This window comes from Alteromonas sp. P256 (assembly GCF_036864455.1).
GTDB lineage: Bacteria > Pseudomonadota > Gammaproteobacteria > Enterobacterales > Alteromonadaceae > Alteromonas.
In genome coordinates, this window is sequence record NZ_JAZETM010000005.1 from 265,676 (window position 1) to 284,907 (window position 19,232).

General features: G+C 44.8%; 17 protein-coding genes. 15 read left to right on the forward strand and 2 right to left on the reverse strand.

The window, feature by feature from the left end; genetic code table 11:
* Window positions 1-89: 89 nt before the first annotated feature.
* Both V7R39_RS10330 and glpK read right to left on the reverse strand, forming a co-directional pair.
* Window positions 90-2,867 carry a TonB-dependent receptor gene (locus V7R39_RS10330; RefSeq protein ID WP_334030608.1) on the reverse strand — a complete coding sequence of 926 codons (2,778 nt, stop codon included), beginning with the start codon at window positions 2,865-2,867 and terminating at the stop codon, window positions 90-92.
* Between the two features lie 339 nt (window positions 2,868-3,206).
* Window positions 3,207-4,691, reverse strand: a complete 1,485-nt coding sequence (gene glpK, locus V7R39_RS10335) for a glycerol kinase GlpK (protein ID WP_334030538.1) — start codon at window positions 4,689-4,691, stop codon at window positions 3,207-3,209.
* A 182-nt stretch (window positions 4,692-4,873) separates the two neighbouring features.
* On the opposite strand from glpK, the gene V7R39_RS10340 reads away from it, so the two are divergent.
* The 15 genes from V7R39_RS10340 to V7R39_RS10410 all read left to right on the forward strand — a co-directional run bounded on the left by V7R39_RS10340 (window position 4,874) and on the right by V7R39_RS10410 (window position 19,231).
* Entirely contained in the window at window positions 4,874-5,632 is a 759-nt protein-coding gene (locus V7R39_RS10340) for a DeoR/GlpR family transcriptional regulator (protein WP_032094793.1), read from the forward strand.
* A 174-nt stretch (window positions 5,633-5,806) separates the two neighbouring features.
* Window positions 5,807-7,342, forward strand: coding sequence for a glycerol-3-phosphate dehydrogenase (gene glpD, locus V7R39_RS10345; RefSeq protein WP_334030540.1), 1,536 nt, complete (start codon window positions 5,807-5,809; stop codon window positions 7,340-7,342).
* Between the two features lie 222 nt (window positions 7,343-7,564).
* Complete coding sequence (locus tag V7R39_RS10350) at window positions 7,565-8,080, forward strand: hypothetical protein (RefSeq protein WP_287010427.1); 516 nt, start codon at window positions 7,565-7,567, stop codon at window positions 8,078-8,080.
* A gap of 135 nt (window positions 8,081-8,215) precedes the next feature.
* Window positions 8,216-9,130, forward strand: coding sequence for an agglutinin biogenesis protein MshI (locus V7R39_RS10355; protein ID WP_334030542.1), 915 nt, complete (start codon window positions 8,216-8,218; stop codon window positions 9,128-9,130).
* Window positions 9,127-9,753 carry a PilN domain-containing protein gene (locus V7R39_RS10360; RefSeq protein WP_334030544.1) on the forward strand — a complete coding sequence of 209 codons (627 nt, stop codon included), beginning with the start codon at window positions 9,127-9,129 and terminating at the stop codon, window positions 9,751-9,753. Before V7R39_RS10355 ends, V7R39_RS10360 begins: the two co-directional genes overlap by 4 nt.
* Complete coding sequence (locus V7R39_RS10365; protein WP_334030546.1) at window positions 9,728-10,375, forward strand: type II secretion system protein GspM; 648 nt, start codon at window positions 9,728-9,730, stop codon at window positions 10,373-10,375. Before V7R39_RS10360 ends, V7R39_RS10365 begins: the two co-directional genes overlap by 26 nt.
* Entirely contained in the window at window positions 10,353-10,685 is a 333-nt protein-coding gene (locus tag V7R39_RS10370) for an agglutinin biogenesis protein MshK (protein WP_334030548.1), read from the forward strand. The genes V7R39_RS10365 and V7R39_RS10370 overlap by 23 nt, the downstream gene beginning before the upstream one ends.
* Entirely contained in the window at window positions 10,669-12,453 is a 1,785-nt protein-coding gene (gene mshL, locus V7R39_RS10375) for a pilus (MSHA type) biogenesis protein MshL (RefSeq protein ID WP_334030549.1), read from the forward strand. The genes V7R39_RS10370 and mshL overlap by 17 nt, the downstream gene beginning before the upstream one ends.
* Window positions 12,454-12,455: 2 nt before the next feature.
* Window positions 12,456-13,355: an ExeA family protein gene (locus V7R39_RS10380; RefSeq protein ID WP_334030551.1), complete on the forward strand. Its 900-nt coding sequence runs from the start codon at window positions 12,456-12,458 to the stop codon at window positions 13,353-13,355.
* Window positions 13,352-14,623: a tetratricopeptide repeat protein gene (locus V7R39_RS10385; protein ID WP_334030553.1), complete on the forward strand. Its 1,272-nt coding sequence runs from the start codon at window positions 13,352-13,354 to the stop codon at window positions 14,621-14,623. The genes V7R39_RS10380 and V7R39_RS10385 overlap by 4 nt, the downstream gene beginning before the upstream one ends.
* Window positions 14,623-16,335, forward strand: coding sequence for a GspE/PulE family protein (locus V7R39_RS10390; RefSeq protein ID WP_334030555.1), 1,713 nt, complete (start codon window positions 14,623-14,625; stop codon window positions 16,333-16,335). Before V7R39_RS10385 ends, V7R39_RS10390 begins: the two co-directional genes overlap by 1 nt.
* Complete coding sequence (locus tag V7R39_RS10395; protein ID WP_334030557.1) at window positions 16,335-17,567, forward strand: type II secretion system F family protein; 1,233 nt, start codon at window positions 16,335-16,337, stop codon at window positions 17,565-17,567. Before V7R39_RS10390 ends, V7R39_RS10395 begins: the two co-directional genes overlap by 1 nt.
* Window positions 17,568-17,598: 31 nt before the next feature.
* A complete protein-coding gene (locus V7R39_RS10400; RefSeq protein WP_334030559.1) occupies window positions 17,599-18,087 on the forward strand; it encodes a hypothetical protein in 489 nt (162 codons plus the stop codon).
* 30 nt (window positions 18,088-18,117) lie between these two features.
* Window positions 18,118-18,705, forward strand: a complete 588-nt coding sequence (locus V7R39_RS10405; protein ID WP_334030560.1) for a prepilin-type N-terminal cleavage/methylation domain-containing protein — start codon at window positions 18,118-18,120, stop codon at window positions 18,703-18,705.
* Window positions 18,706-18,727: 22 nt separating this feature from the next.
* Window positions 18,728-19,231: a type II secretion system protein gene (locus V7R39_RS10410; RefSeq protein WP_334030561.1), complete on the forward strand. Its 504-nt coding sequence runs from the start codon at window positions 18,728-18,730 to the stop codon at window positions 19,229-19,231.
* Window position 19,232 lies beyond the last annotated feature (1 nt).

Genomic DNA, 19,232 nt, shown 5'->3' on the forward strand with positions numbered 1-19,232 from the left:
TTTTGCTACATTTATTCATAAACTTATTCATTTTCCAATAAGCTTGTGAATAAAAGGCAGGGTTTTCACCCTGCCAAAACACACACTTTTTAGAATGAGCCTCGAACACCTACTGCGTATCGAGAGCCATTATCTTCAATTGAATAAATTTGATCTGGGAAGCGGCCCACCTGAGTCAGCTCTTCCTCAGTCACGTTGATACCTTCAATGAATACCGTGAAGTGTTCATTAATATCGTAACTCGCGCTTATATCCCACTGTCCGTAGGTTTCGGTAGTAATGGGTTCGCCAGTAGCTCCGCCAACAGAGGTGTTATCAAGTGCAAACAAGAATGACTCTCTGTTGTTGAATGCTACACGGGCTTGGAACGCATCACGCTCATAGAACACAATGAGGTTTTGTGAATCACCAAGGCCTGGTAGGGCAAACGTTTGGGCAGTGTCGCCACTGACGCCGATATCACTATTTACAATAGTCGCGTTTGCAGTAACACCGAAACCGTTGTCCCAAATGTGAGTTAGCGCAATTTCGTAACCGTTTACGGTTGCTGTTTCACCGTTTTGAGGACGAGTAACGGTATAAACCTCACTCTCGCCGTTCAATTCTTCAGTCTCTGCAACTACATCGCGGTCAGGGTTTTGCGCATCTAGCGACAAACCTTCAGCACAGTTTGCTTCAGCACAACGATAGCCGTTAAGCGGGCTTCTATCGGTCATTGAATAAATTTCATCACCCGACAGGGTTACGATAAAGTTTTGAACGTCTTTGCTAAAGAAAGCAAATGAGAAAACTGAATCATCACTGTAATACCATTCGAACGATAAATCCCAGTTCTCTGCTTCAAAAGGTTGCAGCCCAGGGTTACCGCCACTCGCCTGCAAGTTCTGCCTACGCGGCTCGTTAAATGTTGTCGCTGGCGACATCTGTGCCATTGTTGGGCGAGTTAGTGAGTCGTAGCGAGAGAAGCGCACTAACATATCTTCCTGCACTTCTAACTTCACGTTCAAGCTAGGTAGCAAGTTTGAGTACGACGAGGTACCGGTGATGTCATTGGCCGGAGCAAATCGATTCGCAAACAATGTCAAATCGGTGGTAGGGACAACATCCGAGATGAACGCTTGTACTGCTGATACTGCAACGTCGGTTTCTTCGTAGCGAGCACCGAAGTTCATAGTAAGCGGCATATCGCCAATGTCATAGCCGAACTCAAATTGTGCGTAAAGCGCCGTGACGTCTTCTTCAATATTGTAGTAGTTTGGCTGTAATGTTGGGATTACTGGCGCACCTTGTGATGCTAAGAAGTCAAGGTATGCATCACCATCGTAGGTGTACCATGTATCAATTAATCCGCTGAAGAAGTTCTGTGCAGTAAACGGACGGATATTTAATTCATCTACTGGCGCAGGTGTTGCGTAACCACAGAATGCGCATTGTGAACCAAATTCTTGGTAAACATACTTCTCACGCTCAGATAATAAAATACCGAAGTCAGCTTTGCGGAACACATCTGAGTCAGACATATAGGTGAAGTCTGCTTTGTATTCAGTCACTTCATCTTCAGTCGCTTGGGTGTTTCCTAGGTCATTGTAGTGAAGACGGTTAAGTGAAATGTCAGGCAGTTGGCCATTACCAAAACCATCGTGTGCAACCGTTGGTGTGCCGCCAGTTCCATCAAACGAGTAGTTATTAATAATACCGACAACGTTGAATCGGCCTTCGCCTGCAATGTCGTTTTCAGCTGTTGAATTTGAAATGTCGAACGTTGCTGATAACGCGTCGTTTACCTGCCACTCAACGTTTATACCAAAGCCTTCAGTAGTGACATCACGAACGCCGCGGCTTGATGATACAAAGTCAGACGCTGGGTTGCCGCTACCTTGGTGAAGGTCAATTTCTTGAGTAAACTGTATCGCAGTTCCATTTTCAGAGATTTGTGCAGAGCCTACGCGATCAGGTTCAAACCACGATGCTAAATCTGTCACTTGCGAATCTACTTCGAATTTTGAAACAAAACCGTCTAATGTAATTGTTACGTCATCTGAAGGCGCGTATTGCGAAACAAGTGAAACGTTAGTACGTGTTCTGTCTTGCTGATCAACAAGTTGATCCCAGTTTCGAGGAAGGTATACATTATCCGCAATAATGCCATCATTTCTGTTAGACAGAGTAAGACCTGGACGCCAGCCTGCCGTTTGAATACGGTTTATCTGAACTTGGCGTTCTTGGTGTGAAGCGGCTAATAACAACCCGACTTTATCGTCGGCAAAAGTGTTACTCACTAAGAATGACGCTTGTGGAGCAGTTTCTTCAGAAAGGCTTTCGTACATGCCTTTCACCATACCAACCGCTTGGAAACCATCGTAGTTAAATGGACGGGCGGTAGAGATATTAATTGTTGAGCCGATACCACCAGATTGCAGGTTGGCAACAGCACTTTTATAAATACTTGCGCCTGTAATTTGATCAGCAGCAAGAATATCAAAGTTGAACGCCCGCCCAGCTGCATCAGTTGCTAACTGACGACCATTCACTAAAACGGTGTTGAATTGTGGGCCAAAACCACGAACTGTGACTTGTTGGCCTTCACCACCGTTTCGGTCTATCGACACACCAGTGATACGTTGCAATGACTCTGCAACGTTCAGATCTGGAAATTTGCCTAAGTCTTCAGCAGCAATACCATCTGAAACGGCCAGATTTTCTTTTTTGTCTGCCATTGCGCGTTTTAAGCTGCTAACAATGCCGCGCACTTCAATAATTTCAACGGGTGCATCTTTTACATTTTGTGACGCAGAATCTTGCGCCAACACGATGGGTGAATGCAAAGCAGCAGCGATAGCAACACCCAATAGTGAGCGTTTTGCCATTGGGCTGAATTGTGATGTGTTTATTTTATGTGTCACTGTGTTTTCTCCGTAAGTAGGCTACGTATTAACGTATTTTTCACTCAAGTTACGTGTTAGTGCGCGCCTTTCGAGCTTGTTAACATTACTTTTACACATTGAGTGTTATATTTTTCTAATTTTAATTTTGTAACATTATGAAAAATATACGCTAATTTTAATAAGGCAACAGGTGAAACGTTTACCTTGTTTTCAATACTAGCACAAAAAGACAATGTAATTACAATGTTATAAAAACTTTTTTGCGCAAAAAAAGTACATTTTATTACAACGCTTTATTAACATTTGGAAAAATAAGGAGTTTTAATTGCAGCGAATTCGCTCTACAGCTTCTTTCCAACCACCATAGGCTAGATCCCGTTCTGCTTTCGATAAACGAGGGGTAAATATTCTGTCGCTTTTCCAGCATTGGGTTAAGTCATCAATGGAGTCAAAAATACCGTGTTGCAAACCAGCAAGGAAAGCGGCGCCTAACGCCGTAGTTTCAGTGACCTCTGGTCTTTCAACTTCTGCACCTAGCACGTCAGAGAGAAAGCCCATTACCCAATCGTTTTGAGACATACCGCCATCTACGCGAATATTGGTAGGCCGCGCGCCATCACTTTCCATGGCTTTTTGGAGATCTTTGGTTTGATAGCAGACCGATTGCAAGCCCGCTGCGACAATTTCGCTGATACCCGTATCTCGAGTAAGACCTAAAATTGCGCCTCGGGCATCTGGATCCCAATAGGGAGCACCTAATCCAGTAAACGCTGGTACTAAGAACACGCCGTTGTCTTGTCTTGCACGCTGCGCTAGTGCCTCAGATTCTGCGGCATCACCAATCAGCTTTAGGCCATCTCGTAGCCACTGAACCGTGGCTCCTGCCATAAAGATACTGCCTTCTAGTGCGTAAGTGGTTTCACCATTAATGCGATAACCTACTGTAGTAAGCAGTCTGTTTTTAGACTGAAGGGGGGTGCTACCAGTATTGAGGATCATGAAGCAGCCTGTACCGTAAGTGCTTTTCGCCATCCCCTTTTTAAAGCATGCCTGCCCTACAAGCGCCGCTTGCTGATCGCCGGCAACACCTTGTATGGGAATGGCTCTTCCTAAAATTTCCTCGTCTATTACGCCGTAATCAGCGGCGCAATCCATTACCTCTGGTAACATGCTGCTAGGAATATTGAAGCGCTCTAGTAAACGTTTATCCCATTGCTGCTTATTAATATCAAATAGCATTGTGCGAGAGGCATTTGTAGCATCAGTCTTATGCGACTTACCATCGGTTAATCGCCATATCAAGTAGCTGTCTACCGTGCCAAACAGCAAGTCTCCGTTTTCAGCCTGTTCCCTTGCACCTTCTACGTTGTCTAAAATCCACGCCACTTTTGTGGCTGAAAAATAGGGGTCTAATAGAAGGCCTGTGGTGGAGTTGATATAAGAGACAAACTCCTCATCACTGCTTAAGTCTCGGCATTGCTGAGCGGTGCGTCGGTCTTGCCATACAATGGCGGGGTATACCGTTTTACCTGTCGACTTGTTCCACACTAATGTGGTCTCACGTTGGTTGGTAATGCCAATTGAGGCAATATCCGATGGCGCAAGTGAGCACTTCTTAAAAACATCTTTAAGAGTAAATAGCACGCTTTCCCAAATTTCCTCTGGTTCATGTTCAACCCAGCCGTCTTTAGGATACTTTTGCGAAAACTCTTGTTGTGCGACAGCTTCAATCTTGCCACTAGAAGAAAAAATAATACTGCGAGAACTGGTTGTGCCTTGATCAATGGCAAGAAGATACTGATTCATGCTGTCACCTTTGAAAATAATTTTCATAGAGTTTGCATCATTTACTTCTATTTAACAATGCTGTGTTTTCGAAAACGAACATTTTGATGTTCGAACGAACGTATGAACTTACATTGGAACCACGTATACTATTAAAGTGGCATGTACAGGCAGCAGTAGGGTGACCTACTTTAGGGAGCATAATGAACCAAACACAACGACACGAAAAAATAATCGCGCTAATAAAGCAACACGGTTTTATGTCTATTGATGATTTAGTGTCTACCTGTGCCGTTACGCCTCAAACTATTAGACGAGATTTGAATCAGCTTGCTCACACGGGTGTGATCAGTCGTTATCACGGTGGCGCTGGATTAAATCGCAGCTGGGAAAATACGCCCTATCAAGAGCGCAAGACTCAAAATAGCGATGTAAAAGAAAAAATTGCCGACGCAGTCGCTGCTATGATCCCAGACGGGGCGTCTTTATTTATCAATATAGGAACGACGACAGAGTTAATTGCCACTAAGTTACTCAATCACAGCAATTTACACGTTGTCACCAATAACATTCACGTTGCCACAATTTTATCTGCAAAAGAGGACTTTTCAGTCATTATTGCTGCTGGTGAAGTACGCTATCGAGATGGTGGTATCATTGGTGAGGCTACCTGCGATTTTATCAGCCAGTTTAGAATGGATTATGGCATTATCGGTATCAGCGGAATTAGCGCTGATGGCGCCTTGCTCGACTTCGACTTTCGTGAAGTAAAAGTATCTCAGGCCATTTTAGAGCACACTCAGCACGTTATTTTAGCCGCTGATTACAGTAAGTTTGAGCGCCGCGCTATGGTTGAGCAGGGTCATATCTCTCAAGTTGACTGCTTGGTTTGCGACCAAGCACCACCGCCAGCGATTAAAAAAATCATAGAAGAAAATAACATCAAATTTGTGAAAGCATAGCTATCGAACTATTGCCTTTTCATCGTGTGCCACTCTAATTATTAGTAGTAAATAGATTCACACTGGTTCATCTACTTTTTCTTTTAATGTTCGTTTATGTTCGTTTTGTGTTGACATGATTTCTTTTTGGTTGTCAAATGAGCACATAGGCGATTCGTTCTTAAAGGGTAAGTGATGAGCAAGAGTAAAGAAGACAGTAACATTGTTGATGTATTAGTCGTTGGCGGGGGCGTAAACGGCGTTGGTGTTGCACTAGATGCAGCGGGTCGTGGGCTGTCAGTCACCTTATGCGAAAAAGGAGACCTTGCAGGCGCAACGTCTTCGTCGAGCAGTAAACTGGTACACGGTGGTCTTCGCTATCTTGAGCATTATGAATTTCGCCTTGTCAAAGAGGCGCTTGCAGAGCGTGAAGTGCTGCTTCAAAAAGCGCCGCATATAATGTGGCCATTGCGCTTTCGCTTGCCCCATCAAAAGCATTTACGCCCAGCGTGGATGATAAGAATCGGGCTTTTCCTTTACGACTCTCTTGCCAAACGTAACTTACTTGCCCGCTCTAAAAGGCTAAAAACATCAAGCGAAGGGCCGTTAGTCAAAGATATTTCTACGTGTTTTGAATACTCAGACGGTTGGGTAGACGATGCGCGCTTAGTGGTGTTAAACGCTATAGCAGCGCAAGATCAAGGCGCTACCATACACACGCGCACTGAGTGTGTAAGTGCTCAGAAAGAGGGGGCACTGTGGAACGTTGTTTTACGCAACGATCAAGGTAAAACGTTTACCGTGAAAGCGAAGTCGATTGTTAATGCAGCAGGGCCTTGGGCGGTATCGTTCCTCGACAGATTGGTGGATATTAAAAACCCTAACGCAATGCGCATGGTTAAAGGCAGTCATTTTGTTGTGCCTAAACTATACGACACCGATGAAGCCTATATTCTCCAAAACAAAGACGGTCGCATTGTTTTTGTTATTCCTTACGAAGAAGACTTCTCATTAGTAGGCACTACGGATGAAGATTTTCAAGGAAACCCATTAGATGCGGCGATTTCACAGGAAGAAACCGACTACCTAGTGGATGTAGTGAACACCTACTTTAAAACAAAAATTACTACCGACAATATTGTTCACAGCTACAGTGGCGTTCGTCCGCTGTTAGAGGAAAAAAATGCATCGGCGCAAGAGCTTACCCGAGATTATAAAGTTGAGCTTAAAGGTGAAGCAGGCGAACCTGTTTTACTCAACATATTCGGTGGCAAAATAACCACGTATAGAAAGTTAGCTGAACATGCGGTAGATAAGCTGGTGTCTTGTTTTCCTCGCGCGAAAAAAGCGTGGACAAAAGAAGTCCCTCTTCCTGGCGGCGCATTTTCTGATAAAGCCTCGCTAAAGAGCGAGTTGCAATCTAGCTATCCTTGGTTGTCAGCTTCGGTAATCGAGCGTTATGTTCGTCAATATGGACTGCTTTGTCACAAGTTCCTGATAGGCGTTTCGAATGTCGACGACTTGGGTCAAGATTTTGGTGCGCAACTTTATCAAGCTGAAGTAGATTATTTGATAAGCTTCGAATGGGCGCAAACGGTGGAAGACGTGCTATGGCGTCGTACAAAGCACGGTTTGCGTCTTAGTGATGCACAAAAGCAGGTATTGTCTCACTACATCGAGGGTAAAGTTACATCACTGCAGCAGCGCAGTGAAATGCGAGAAATCGCGTGATCTAAGTTTTAAATAAGTTCAAATCAGGTTCAGATTTGATGCAGTCTAGGCCGAGCTTAGGTCTAAAGCAGACTAAGCTCAGGCCACGTATCGATAAAGTTACTACCACACTCAGACAGAACCTCGCTCTCAATCACTTTATCTTTTGGCTTAAGCGGCCGATAATCATCTAAATAAGCAAATTGTTATTTGCGAGCATAAGATGGTTATTAGGCTAGAAAAATGAAAAAGCGACAAAATAATTCGCGTTCAACCGCATTCAAACTATTAACGGTAGTGGTATTTGTTGGTGTATTGGTTTTTTTTATTAACAACCTATATACCGGTGAGCCCGACACCACGCTAACGGCATTTTCAAAGCAAGCGCAAAAGTTTGAGCGCCACACCATCTCTTCTCACTATCAATGGCGAGTTCGCCAACCTACCTCCATGATAATGCTTATACACTTTGATGACACTGGCAGTGAAATAGACAGAAAACCTGTCAGAATGAATCATAAAGGGTGGCCATCAGCACAGGACAGCGACGAGGGGTGCGCAACTGTGTGGACATCGTTAGTGGGAGGTCCACTCAGGGTAGATGGCTTTAATGTAAAGGCGCGCTTTTACTCCACGGCTTCAAATGATGAAGAAGTTAGAAGAAATGATAACGAGTATTGGTGTCGTTACAGTATAAGTAAAGGTAGTGAATTCGATTACTTTCCGGGGTTGGGCAAAGTAACGCAACCTCAACTTTAGGATAATAATAAATAGCGCATCTATTTGTTATTCATACATAATTAGTCTACTTTCTTTAAGTGCCTGTATACCTTGTCATCGTCGTGCGCTATGGTGACACAATGCCAGCGGCACCATTTACGTATAAGAAGGTATATGCTTACTCGATTCTTCTCTTCAACAACAAAGAAGCATACTCATTTAGTGGGTATGTCTATTAGTGCGTCTGCGCTTCATGTTGTCGCTATTGATATATCGGGAGATACGCCTTCACTGCATTCCTCTACATCGCACCCGCTTGAAAAGGGAATGGCAATAGGCGAGCAGCTCAGTAAGCACCTTGCCTCCTTTGACAAGCTTCATTGCCACGTGGCCATCGCGATAGAGCAGGACGCCTACCAGTTAGTACAGACCGATAAACCCGATGTGCCCGATGAAGATATACGCACCGCATTACCATGGACTATCAGTGAGATGGTTCCCTTCGATGCATCGAATATGGTGCTTGATTACATAGACTATCCTGCTGCCTCAAGAGGCGGGAAGAAAAAGGTAAATGTCTTTGTAGCAGAAAGAGCGCCTATGGCTGATATTGTCGCCACGTTAACTAAACTAAAGGGTAAAGTGCTTACACATATTCATGTGAAAGAAGTACTCGCTACGTCTATGATGCCCGATGATGAATATGCCCGTTTGTTGATAATACAAGAGCCCGACAGTGAACCCTTTTTGCTGATTGTTCGCTCGCGAGTCATTTGGCTTGCAAGGCGACTTCGAGGCTTTGTGGACAAAATGCAGGGGCAGACAGACATGACGCAGTTTAGCGATGCGTTAGGGCTTGAAATTCAGCGCTCAATGGATTTTTATGAGTCACAGCTTAAGCAACCTCCGCTAAAAGAGGTACTGTTTAAAACCCAATTCGATTGTGCGCCAGTTATTGAGCGCCTAAAGCCTTTCCAGCCAGCCGCAATGGCGCCATTTAAAACCGATTTGTTATTTTCCGATGTGGTGCATTCAGATAATCATTTCGCTTTGGCCAGTGCATTAGACTTGTTGGGTGAATGTCAATGAAACAGAGCATTAACCTTTATCACTCCTCGCTGCTGCCAAGCAAAGAGCGCTTACCGCTTAGCACCGTGCTGTGGGTGAATGGCACTGCGTTATTGTTACTTTCAGTACTCACTATTGGTATGGGCCAGTTTATAGCGCTAAAGCAACGAAAATCAGACGACGTTGCTGCGTCAGTCAAAGCCATTGATAACGATATCAATACGCTAACTGATAAGTTAGCGGCGAAGCGAGATACTCAATCTCTGCAAAAAGGCCTAGATACACTGCGCGTAAAAGTTAAAAACCGCGAGCAACTGCTGGACTACATGCAAACCGGTGAGTTGTCTTTGCGCACAACACAATATCAAAATGTAATGAATGACTTGGCAAATTTTCACAATCCGAATCTCTGGCTAACGTCGATTACCATCACACGTGATGAGCTCCGTTTAACCGGTAATACGATAAAGCCGTCAGCTATTCCACAGTGGTTACAGAAACTGCAGGGCTCAACCTTCTTTAAGGGCAAAACGTTTTCCACGGTAAAATTTGAGAATGAGAGTGACGAGAGCGACATAAAAACATTTACCCTTTCAACTGACTTTGATGGAGAGGCTGATGACACAGTGGCAAAAGCTCTCTAGCGCTTACGCTCAACTTCAGTTAAGAGAGAAGCAGCTCATTTTTTGGGTTGGCTTAGCCCTTATTGTGTATTTATTTTTTTGGTTTGGTATTTCCCCTCAATTAGACAAACTTTCCCGTTTAGACAAAGACATTGTGCGCAAAGAGAGTCAGCTGAGTGCGCGGGTTATTCAAAAGGATGCTTTAAATCAAGCGCTTTCTATGGATTACGCGGCGAGAACAAAGCGCGAAATAGATATTGAAAACAAGAAGCTTCTCGAATTAGATACCCAATTAGCCGCGTTAAACGATGGCTTTGTTGCTGCGGATAAAATGCCTGAGTTGCTCATTACCCTACTCAATGAGCAAGGCAATGTGAGAATGGTGGAATTTAATGTAGCGCCGAAACAAACCGTGCAGTTTGGCGACGGGGAATTGCAAAGCGCGGCGTTGTTTAGACATAACATGACGCTGAAAATAGAGGGTAGCTTTTTTAACTTGCGAGACTACTTGGCAGGAATTCAGGCCTCTGATGAAAAAGTGGTTGTCACTAAATTCCGCTACACTGTAGAGGAATACCCTAACGCTATCCTCACATTACATTTGGCAACGGTAAGTAATAATGAAACCTTTATCTCTTTGTAAAAGCTGGCTGCTGATAGTGTTAGCTGCCTTATTTTCAATGCCAGCTGCTGGCCAAGTTGACCCTACTAAACCTGCCATTTCTGGGGTGTCACAAAGGGCAACAAATGATGAGCAAGATGGAGCGCTTAGGCTTCAGTCAATTTTAAAGCGACAAGACAGTTTTACCGCCGTGATTTCCGGTCGGTCTTATCGTGAAGGTGATTCAGTGGGCGACCATCGCATCGTTAAAATTAATCCTAAAGATGTGGTTCTTGATGACGGACGACAGACAATGACGTTGAAAATGTATTCTTATGAAATTAAAAAATAACTTAGCCTCAACAGCAACATTACTTTTACTTGCTCTTGTTATTGCTGGCTGTCAAACCTACGGAGTGGGCGATGAAGTTAAGCCGCACATTCGCGACGAGCTAAGCGCTTCAAATAAGAGCGCTCAACCTGATGCCACAGAAAGCGCTTCAACGAGGCGAATGTCTCCCTCGCAGCTTAACAATGAGTTGCTCGCTGGCGTAGAGCAATTTCAATTATTACCTGCTGTATCGCAGCAAAATACGTTCGATGTTTCGGCAAACGCTATTGAAGTTCGTCCATTTTTTGATGCGTTAGTGACTAACACGCCTTACAGCGTTGCTATTCATCCAGATGTGTCGGGGCAAATAAGTCTCACGCTTAAAGAGGTTGCACTAAGCGAAGTCTTAAAAATTGTTTCAAGAATGTATCCGCTAGACGTGTTTTTAGAAGGCAAAGTTATACAGGTTATGCCTGCGCAACTTAAAACCGAATCAATTCCTGTTAATTTTCTCATGATTAAGCGTTTTGGCCTTTCAAACGTGAGCGTTATTGCCGGCGGTGTAAGCGAGCAAGACCAAAATAACGGCAATCAGAACAACGGCGGCTTAAACGGTATTAACGGCAACAATAATATCGGTGGCATTGGTGGTGTTGGACAAGCGGGAATGATGGGACAAAACGGAATGGTTGGAAATAATATTCAGCAGCTTAATGGCTCGAATATTCAGACCACCAGCGAAAACGACTTCTGGAAAGACCTAAAAGAGGCGCTTAAAGTGCTGGTAACGCCTACTGACGGTCGTCATGTCGTGGTGTCTCCACAAGCTGGGCTCGTTACCATTAAAGCCCTGCCAAGTGAAATTGCAGTGGTAAAAGACTTTCTTATGCAAAGTCAGGAAAGCCTGCAGAGACAAGTTGTGCTTGAGGCAAGAATAATTGAAGTAACCCTTAACGATGGTTATCAGCAGGGCGTGCGATGGGATCGTATAGCGAGCGGCCTAACGGGCAGCCTTAATTTTGGTTTCAGTGGTGGCAACGTCGCCACCAACTTTGCTGCAAATACCGCGGCGGGCATCAGCCCAGCTATAAATGCAGTCAATAGTATTGGCAATAGTATTTCAACGGACATCGGTGGTGTATCTACTCTGCGTATTTCTCGCGGCGATTTCGACGGCGTAATCAACATGCTGCAAACCCAAGGTGATGTGCAAATGCTCAGTAACCCTAGGGTGACGGTAACCAACAATCAAAAGGCTGTTATTAAAGTAGGGCAAGATGAGTATTTTGTTACCGATGTGTCTACCAGTGAAGACTTAAACGCTACCGGGACGCAAAATGAAAACGATATCGAACTTACCCCGTTCTTTTCGGGTATTGCGTTAGACGTTACACCGCAAATAGATAAAAGCGGTTCAGTTATTTTACATGTTCACCCCTCGGTAACAGAGACTGCCGAACAAACAAAAGTTATCCAAGTAGGCGACCAGCAAATCCAATTGCCCTTGGCGCAAAGTAATATAAGAGAATCAGACACAGTGATCCGAGCTCGCGACGGCGAAATTGTGGTTATTGGCGGCCTTATGGAAACTGTGACTAACGAAAAAGAGTCTAAAACACCCTTTTTAGGGGATATTCCTGTGTTGGGCAATATGTTTAAAAATATTGCTAAAACGCAGACAAAACGAGAGCTTGTTATTCTTCTTCGCCCTTCCGTTGTGCAGCCTGACTCATGGGAAAAGCAGCGAATGCGCACTCAGTCTTTATTAGATAAGTGGTATCAAAACTAGCTATGTATAAGGACTTTTTTCACTTCAACGAAATGCCGTTTTCGCTCACGCCGAATACCGATTTTTTTTGTGCGTTAGCACCGCATAATGAAGCGTTAAAAGTTATCCTTACTGCGCTAAGTATGTCCGAAGGTTTTATAAAAGTGACTGGCGAGGTAGGGACGGGAAAAACGTTACTGTGCCGCAAACTTATCAATCATTTATCAGACCGATTTGTGGCGTGTTATCTGCCAAATCCGTATTTGTCTCCCGACGAATTACGCATCGCTTTTGCCAAAGAGTTGGGAATTAAAACGGGCAAGTCGAAAGAGCGAGTTAACCTGCACAACAATATTGAAGAAAAGCTATTGAGCCTAAAAGCCGAAGGGCGTCAGGCAATTCTTATTATTGATGAAGCACAGGCGTTAAGCTGGGATTCGCTGGAAATACTGCGGCTGTTTAGTAATTTAGAAACCGAGAAAAGTAAGCTTCTACAGATTGTACTCTTTGGCCAGCCAGAATTAAATGACAACCTTAATAACCAAAGGGTGAGGCAGATTCGCCAAAGAATAACCTTTTCTTATTCGCTACGAAAAATGACCCGCGCTGAAGTAGACTATTACATTGGACACCGATTAGTGACAGCAGGCGGTGATGAAGGGCTGATCCCTCGGTATTTGCGCCCTTTCATTGCGTTTACAAGCTCAGGTACCCCGAGATTGGTGAATATTGTATGTCATAAACTTCTTCTCTCTGTGTATGGAGAAGGAAAGAAGGCGGCAACATCTAAACATATGGTCAACGCTATTTTGGACACTGAAGACTGCAGGCGACGGGTGCTGCCTCAAAAGCGTTTGTTTTTTCTCTCTCTTGCGCTCGTTGCAGCGCTGGGCACTTGGCAAATGACGCTAGGTGGCTTATGAGTATTTTAAACAACACGTTGAAGTCGCTTGACGATAGAAACCAAGAAAGTGATTTTGGTTTACCGCCCACTGTACAGCTTCGTAAGTCTTTTTCTATACGCAAAGTATTCGCGCTAATTGCCGTGCTAGTTTTGGTGGTGTGGTCGGCACTTTACTCTATAGGTGATAAGCCAGAGAGTTCGCAAAATTCAACGGCTTCCAAAGAGCCTTCTGCAAACACATCTGAAACGCCTTCCAAAACCGCTTCTGAAGCTCTTCCCAAAACGGGTTATGACACGCCCGACTCGTCGCCGAGTGAAGGCATGCAGAGTGTGCCTTTATCTGATAAGGACAGAGCATTGCTAGCTCAATCTACGCCGGTCGTTGAACAAGTGTTTGAGCAAGTGTTTGAGCAAGTGCCTGATCAGTTAGAACCAGGCGCTTTAGAAGAAAGCCAAGCAGGGCAGGCAGCCTTTGATGATGAAGCCGAATATAGAAAGGCCAGAGAGACAGCGATTCAAGAAGAAAGGCTAAAAGAGGCCGCTACCCAAGCTAAGGGAAGTGTAAAAGACATCAAAACAGCCACTGCTGATGACAATGCGGATGATAAAGACGCTGTTAATAATAGTGTTGCTGATAGAAAGAGAACGACAACAAACAGCACGGTAGTAAGCAGCAAACCCGCAATAACACCTAAAACCCAGAAGCAGCAGAGTGCGTTTCATTTAGACGCCGGTTTAAACGCTTATCAATTTGGTATGTTTGAAGATGCCGAACAGAATTTTCTACTGGCTCTTCAGGTAGAGCCTAAAAACCATGAGGCCCGCAAGCAACTTGCCGCCTTATACTTCGGACAAAATAATATTCCAATGGCGCTGTCTGTTTTATCAAAGGGGGTGAGCATTGAGCCTCAAAACCTCATGTGGCGAGAGCTAATGGGTAAAATTCTAATCGCAAAAAGTCGCTTCGAAGAAGCGTTAAGCGTTATGCCTGAAGCATTTAACCAACAGGCGGTGAAAGAGCAGCGCAGCGACTATCTCATTATTAAGGGTACTGCCGCTCAAGCAATCAATAAGCCAGAGATTGCGATATCAGCATTCTCTGCCATGACGGTTTTACAGCCACAAAATGGGAAGTGGTGGTTGGCCTTAGGGGCTAATTACGACCAGCTAGGGCAAAACGGAGAGGCCATTGAGGCGTTTGAAGCCGCACTCGCAAATGGCGGCGTTTCTCCTGCCTCTAAGCAGTATGTCATCGAAAGGTTGAATGCATTAAAGGAGGTACGGTAATGCAACCACGGTTAAAAATGCGATTAGGTGACTTACTTGTTCATGAAAATATCATTACAAGCGAGCAGCTTAACCAAGCACTGTCAGCACAGCGAAGTACAGGGCGTAAACTGGGCGACACATTAATCGAGCTTAACTTCATCGGCGAACCACAGCTACTGCGCTTTTTAGCACAGCAGCTAAATGTACCGTTTTTAGATATTTCCCATCGCAATATCACGCCGGAACATGCTCAGCTTTTACCGGAAACCTACGCTCGGCGGTATCGCGCGCTGGTACTTGAAGTAGACGATAAAACCGTACTGCTCGGTATGAGCGATCCTACTGATCTAGGCGGGCTTGATCAGTTAATGCCCCTATTTGAGCCACGCACTGTAGAGCTGGCCATTGTGCAAGACAATCAAATTGTTGAGGCATTCGACTCGGTTTACCGTCGTACTCAGGATATCGCTTCATTTGCAGAAAAGCTTCATGAGGAATACGAGGACGATGTTGAATTCGAGCTATCTGCGTTAGATGACAATACGTCAGACGCTACGGTGGTTAAATTACTGCATTCTATTTTTGAAGATGCAGTACAGGTGCGGGCGTCAGATATTCACATAGAGCCTGATGAAAATATATTGCGCATTCGTCAGCGCGTAGATGGTGTGCTGCAAGAGAACACCTTAGATCAGGTGAAGATTGCGTCGGCGCTCGTTCTGCGTTTAAAGCTGATGTCAGGTTTAGATATTTCAGAGAAGCGTATACCTCAGGACGGCCGTTTTAATATTAAGGTAAAGGGTCACACCATAGATGTGAGACTCTCAACCATGCCGGTGAGTAACGGCGAATCGGTAGTAATGCGTTTATTAGATCAATCCGCAGGGTTGCTTACCCTTGATCAAACCGGAATGCCCGACGCAATGGTGCGCAAATTTCGCGCAGCCATACATCGCCCTCACGGGATGATTTTGGTCACAGGTCCAACGGGGTCCGGTAAAACAACAACGTTGTACGGCGCCTTAAGCGAACTGAACAAACCCGATTTAAAGATTATTACTGTCGAAGACCCCATTGAATACAGGCTTCCTCGAATAAACCAAGTACAGACTAACGCCAAAATAGGGTTGGATTTTGCCTCTATTTTACGGACTACGTTACGTCAAGACCCAGACGTTATCATGGTAGGTGAAATGCGTGACCAAGAAACCGTGGAGATTGGCTTGCGGGGCGCATTAACAGGCCACTTGGTGTTAAGTACGCTGCACACCAATGATGCAGTAACCAGCGCTATTCGTCTTATCGATATGGGAGCGGCACCGTATCTAGTTGCTACCTCACTACGAGGTATCGTGGCACAGCGGTTAGTAAGGCGTATATGCGAAAACTGCAAAACCACCAGCGCTCCGAGTGTTCAAGAGCAAGCATGGGTTCGGTTCTTAATGCCCGAACTTGAAAACGCCACCTTTTATAAAGGAACCGGATGTAACACCTGTAATCATACTGGTTACAAAGGCCGTATTGGTGTGTTTGAAATGCTGGAAATGAATGAAGATATGATGGAGTCGCTGCGGGAAAATAACACCCAGGGCTTTGTTGATGCCACAAAAGCGAACAAAGACTTCACACCGCTTTCTCATATGGCGCTCGATTATGCTGCAGAGGGTAAAACGTCGCTTAATGAAGTGTTTAAAGTGGCGGAGTTCGTGCCAGAGGTCATTAATCACTGATGCCACAGTTTGAATATGCTGGTAAATCTGCACAAGGTAAACCTATGAAAGGTTTTATCGAAGCGGCCTCTCAACAAGGGGCGGCGCAGGCATTGTTGGCGAAAAAAATTGTGCCGTTGACCATACAAGAATCGAAAAAACAGTCATCCAGCTCAGGGCTTAATGTTGATGTAAGTGCGTGGTTTGAATCTAAGATTGGCCTTGATGAGATGATTATATTCTCTCGTCAAATGTACTCTTTGTTAAAAGCGGGTATCCCTATTATTCGAGCCATCAGAGGGTTGTCTGAAAACGCATCGCACAAGCGTTTTCAAGCAGTATTAAAAGACATTGCGGAGCAGCTTGAACAAGGCAGGAGCCTGTCATCAGCCATGTCTAAATATGAAAGTATTTTCTCTAGGTTGTCTATTTCCGTTGTGGTAGTAGGGGAGAACACCGGTAAGTTAGACGATGTGTTTTTGCAGTTGGCCCTTTACTTTGAAAGAGAGCAGGAAACACGCAAGCGCATAAAATCAGCCCTGCGGTATCCCACCTTTGTGATTATCGCGCTGGTAATCGCCATGTTTATACTTAACCTGTTTGTGGTTCCCGTCTTTACCCAAATGTTCGCAAGGTTCAATACTGAACTGCCGTTGATGACGCGAATACTAATTGGTACTTCTGATTTATTCGTTAACTACTGGTGGGTGATGCTGGCGGCCCTTGTTGGTGGAATAATTGCGTTGAAACAGTACCTTAATTCGACTAATGGACGGTTGAAATGGGACAAATTTAAACTAAAGTTGCCTATTGTTGGTGGCATTATTGAGCGATCATTGTTGTCACGTTACAGCAGAAGTTTTTCAATGATTCTGCGTGCAGGTGTACCGCTAACCTCCGGTTTATCGTTAACCGCCGATGCTGTTGATAATGCTTATATGCGTACTCGAATTATTGAAATGCGAAAAGGCATTGAGAAAGGCGAGAGTTTACTGCGGGTTTCTAAATCGAGTGAGCTGTTTTCAAATTTAGTCCTACAGATGGTTGCAGTAGGCGAAGAAACCGGTCGTCTAGAGCCGCTCCTTGATGAAAGCGCAGACTACTACGAGCGTGAGGTAGATTTTGATTTAAAAAGCCTAACCGCAAAAATTGAACCTATACTTATAGGGTTCGTTGCGGTGATGGTGTTAGTGCTAGCACTAGGTATCTTCACCCCAATGTGGGATATGATGTCAGCGGTAAAAGGCGGCTAACGTGATGAATACTCATGCGGTCAAACGTTAAGTGAAAGTGGCGCGAAGCGGGCTTCTCAACTTTATTACCATTGGTGTTTTATTAGCGCTGGTGACGATGGCGTATGTCAACCACATGATGCCCGTTTTAGAAGAAGCTGAAACGGTAAAAAAAGAAGCGTTATTAGGTAATTTTCAGCGCATTGTTATGCAAGCTAGAGCGCAGTGGATAAGAACAAAAAGCTCACCCGTTTCTATTTATGAAACCCAGGTGGACCCCAGCGGCACGCTGTCACAAAACAAACACGCTGGGACGAGTGTGGCAATAAACACAATGGGTTGGCCAGTGGGTTCAGCGAAAGGCAGCACTAAGGCGTGTGATTATTTACTTTCGCTAGCCGGGGATGAAGTTGGCAGTGAGATGCACAGTAAGACGCGTAAGCAAAATGGGTTTTTACTCTGTGAATATTTTATCGATGATCAACCGTGGTTTACCTATAGTGCTGAGAATGGCGCAATGAGGAATCACAATGAATACTAACGATGGCGGTGTACCGCAAAAAGAGAGGGCGTGGCAGTGAAACAACAAGGTTTTACACTTATTGAGTTGATCATTGTGGTCATTATTTTAGGGCTGCTGGCCGCTACGGCGTTACCTCGTTTTATTGACGTAACCGATGAAGCGCGAGAAGCAAGCGTTGAAGGGGTTGCTGGTGGCTTTGCTGCCGCTGTAGGGCTAGTGCGAGCGCAGTGGGAAGTGGAAGGTAGGCCAAATGGAAACAACGGCAGTGCCAACGGAACAGCGATCACTTATGACCAAACTCCAGTGGGCGTTGATGGCACCGTGGGTTACCCAACGGGCAGTGCCGCGGGCAATACGCTGATAACGTCGGTAGACGTTAACCAGTGTAAAAACGTGTTCGACTTAATACTTCAGTCTGCTCCTACCAATACCACATCAGCTAATGATGCGGTTATTGCAGATTTTAGGTATGCGGTGCGTATTGATGGCTCAAGCGTAAATACAATATGCAACTACTATTTGGTGCAGTCTATGGGCCTGCCCAATAACGCAGCGCCAGCTGACGGTGTGCCAAATGGTGCAATTTACGATGGATTTACTTACAACCCGGCCACAGGCCAGGTAACTGTTTTTTAAATAACGCATAGGACGTTAAATTATGCAAAAAGTATCAAAGCAACAAGGTTTTACCCTAATCGAACTCATCATAGTTATTGTATTACTTGGCATCCTTGCGGTTACCGCGGCGCCAAAGTTTTTAAATCTGCAGGATGACGCCAGAGATGCAACCTTAGAGGGTATAGCAGGCTCTTTAGAAACGGCAGCTTCTGTAGTAAACGGGAAAGCACTGATACAAAATGTGTCAGGCACCGCCACTACTCCTGGTAGTGTTGGTTTGGGAAATAGTGTCACTGTTACTGCGGTAAATGGTTACCCGCAGGCAATAGCAGCGAACATTCCAAAAATGATTGATTTTGACGCAGCTGAATTCGGTGTTACCACTTTAGCATCGGGCACGGATGTATTAATTTATTCGACGGGTTTTGGTAGTTACAGTACTACGGCACCAACGACTGCAACAGCGGCATGTTCGGTTGTGTATTCAGATTCTACTGGTGCTGGAGTACGCCCAGCGATCGCCGTTAACACGTGCGTTCAGTAAT